1 protein-coding gene and 4 pseudogenes are annotated in these 2,847 nt (G+C 45.7%); all 5 read right to left on the bottom strand.

Features of this window, described 5'->3' with window-relative positions:
* Nucleotides 1-205 (bottom strand): annotated as a pseudogene (locus AC19YT_RS28025) (deoxyguanosinetriphosphate triphosphohydrolase); the annotation flags it as partial.
* Between the two features lie 179 nt (nt 206-384).
* A pseudogene (locus tag AC19YT_RS28020) lies at nt 385-819 on the bottom strand (methyl-accepting chemotaxis protein); the annotation flags it as partial.
* A gap of 111 nt (nt 820-930) precedes the next feature.
* Nucleotides 931-1,611, bottom strand: a pseudogene (locus AC19YT_RS28015) (PAS domain-containing protein); the annotation flags it as partial.
* 137 nt (nt 1,612-1,748) lie between these two features.
* On the bottom strand, nt 1,749-2,597 hold the full coding sequence (locus AC19YT_RS28010; RefSeq protein ID WP_500611365.1) for a putative bifunctional diguanylate cyclase/phosphodiesterase: 849 nt from the start codon (nt 2,595-2,597) through the stop codon (nt 1,749-1,751).
* A gap of 30 nt (nt 2,598-2,627) precedes the next feature.
* Nucleotides 2,628-2,750, bottom strand: a pseudogene (locus AC19YT_RS28005) (hypothetical protein); the annotation flags it as partial.
* Between the last annotated feature and the right edge of the window lie 97 nt (nt 2,751-2,847).

Genomic DNA, 2,847 nt, shown 5'->3' with positions numbered 1-2,847 from the left:
AGGCAACTTCTAAGCTATGCGTGAGACGATTATGAACATGGTCATTAGTGGCGAGCGGATGTACCTGAGTCTTTCTTGCAAGGCGTCTGAAAGCACCAGAAAAAATCACCTTGTCATGGTCTGAGTGGAAAGGCGAACGGCCTAGCTCAGATTTAGGAGGCCGACCGCCAAGACGGGTGTTATTGAGCAGCTTATCCCAACTCATGCTTCCCATAGAACCCTCACTAAAAACCCAACATTATCGTCATCGCCCGAAAATTGCAAAAGCTCCTTAACTCAGAAAATGCAGTTAAAAAAGCGACCCAACATGGCCGCAACTCAAAAGCCCAATATTGTAATAATACGACAACGCCAAACACTCAAAAACATCAAACTCTATAAAAGTCAGCCAGACAGTTGACTTGCAAACTGCCCCACTGCACTAACGACTTTTTGAGCACCATCTTGAATTTCAACAATGACAGTGCCAGCCTGTGCTGATAGCTCAAGCCCCTGCTCCGCATGCTGCTTACCTTGCTCGATGATTCGAACAGCTTCTTCTGCCAGCTTTTGGTTTTGCATGACCACACCAATGATTTCTTCGGTCGCTTTAGTCGTCCGTGAAGCAAGCTGCCTAACCTCATCGGCAACGACCGCAAAGCCTCGCCCCTGCTCACCAGCTCGTGCAGCCTCAATCGCAGCATTCAGTGCCAGCAAATTAGTCTGATCAGCGATGCCACCAATATTTTTCACAATGCTGCCAACAATTTGGGACTGCTTATCCAAAGCGGCAATACCTTCTACGGCAGCTTCCATCTGGACAGCCAGTGCCCGCATCACATTAACCGTTTCTTGAACAACACTACTGCCTCGTTTAGCACTAGCATCAGTCTGCTGCGATGTGGTGTAAGCAATATCAGCTGCTTCCGAAACAGCCATTTCACGATTAACTTGGTCAGTAATTACAGTCGCAAACTTAACTACCTTGTAGAGCCTATCATGTGAGTCCGATATAGGGTTATAGGTTGCTTCCAGCCACACCATTCGACCAAAACTATCCACTCGCTTAAATCGATCAGCAGTATACTCACCGCGACGAAGCTTTTCCCAAAACAACTCATACTGTGAAGACTTATATTCCTCTGGCTCACAAAAAATCTTATGATGCTGACCTACTAGCTGCTGAAGGGTATAGCCCATTGAACTCAAAAATCTGTCATTAGCTGTTAAGACTACGCCATCCAAGTCGAACTCAATGACCGCTGTCGAACGCTGAAGGGCCTCAATTAAATTTTGATGCTCTCGTGACGCTTCGATAGTGCGAGTTAGATCATTAGCATACACAGATACATGAATAACCTTTCCAGAGATGTCTTTGATAGGCTGAATAATGGCACGAAGCCATGCCTCATCATGATTTCCTCGCATCATTTGCAAAGCACCCGCCCAATGCTCCCCCTTCCGAATGGCATTCTTCATTCGTTTGAAGTGATCCGTACTCTGTGCGTACTGAGGAACCATATCAAACAGAGCTTTACCGATTAACCTATCGGAAACAAAGAGCATCTCCTTTTGAAAATTGGCGTTTACATAAACTACTTCTCCTTGAGAAGTCAATTTCAGCACAAGCATTTCGCTATCGAGGCTATCTCGAACTTGCTCCAAGGAAGAAAGTCTTTGATTGGCTTCCAACAGTTCTTGTCTAAGCTGTTTTTTTTTAAAAAACATATAAAGCACCTAAAAAATCAAATAATTATAACTATTGGGGCCTAGCAGCCCCGATACTTATCCATCCAAACTTCAAGATCTTGGGGGTTGAGTGGCTTGGACAGAAGATATCCTTGAGCAACATGATACCCTTGCTCTTTTAGGATTTTATATTGACCTTGCTCCTCCACACCCTCAGCAACAACCTTCAATCGTAAGCTATCGCCAATACGTAAAACGGCATCACTGAGAGCACGACTTGTTTCATCAGCTTCAAGATCCATAACAAAACTACGATCCAGTTTCAGCTCTTGAATTGGTAGTTTTCGCAAATAGCTCAGGCTTGAATAGCCCGTGCCGAAGTCATCCATTGCCAACTTAACGCCCTGAGAATGTACCTCATGAAGAACCTTCATCGTGCTTGGATTCGTATCAAGCAAGACGCTTTCCGTCAATTCAAGTGTAAGATCAGCGGCGATTAGATTATGCTGGTCAAGTGTCCTCATAATCATTCCAGTCAGGTCAAGATTATGAAAATTGCTAGGTGACAAATTTACCGAAACAGACGGAATTTTCAGCCCCTTCCTTCGCCACACAGCCAGTTGTCGGCATGCTTCCTGAACAGCCCAATTACCAAGCTCGCCAATCAGCCCGCACTCTTCTGCCAGCGGAATGAACCGTGCAGGAGAAACCTCACCAAATTTCGAGTGAGTCCAACGAGCTAACGCCTCGACACCATATAGTTTTCCGTCATCCATATTAACTTGCGGTTGATAGTTAAGTCTCAACTCGCCATTGTCAATTGCATGCCGTAAAGCACTCTCTAACGCCTGTCGCTCCTGTGCAAGCTGATTCAACTCGTAGCTAAAGAAACTGAATCTACCACGCCCCACACCCTTGGCTTGGTACATTGCCATATCTGCACGATGTATGAGAGTCCCCATATCATGACCATCTTGCGGATATATACTAATACCTATACTTGCCGATGGAGAAATAGAAGACCCTGCTATCTGACATGGTTTTGAAATAGAAAGGGCGGCCGCAAAAACTGAGTGCAACACCTGACCTTTCCGGTACGGTGCTGCCACTATGTCCTATCACGAACTCAGTATCCCCGAACGTGCGACCCTTCAACTCGGCCTTGCCCAAGGTTTCAGC

It is taken from the genome of Pseudomonas sp. MF08875 (assembly GCF_059862525.1).
This window is presented reverse-complemented; position numbering and strand designations above follow the sequence as displayed.

What these genes read in the sequence shown, in the direction of transcription:
- AC19YT_RS28010 (WP_500611365.1), bottom strand. Translation starts at nt 2,597, where the DNA reads ATGTACCAAGCCAAGGGTGTGGGGCGTGGTAGATTCAGTTTCTTTAGC.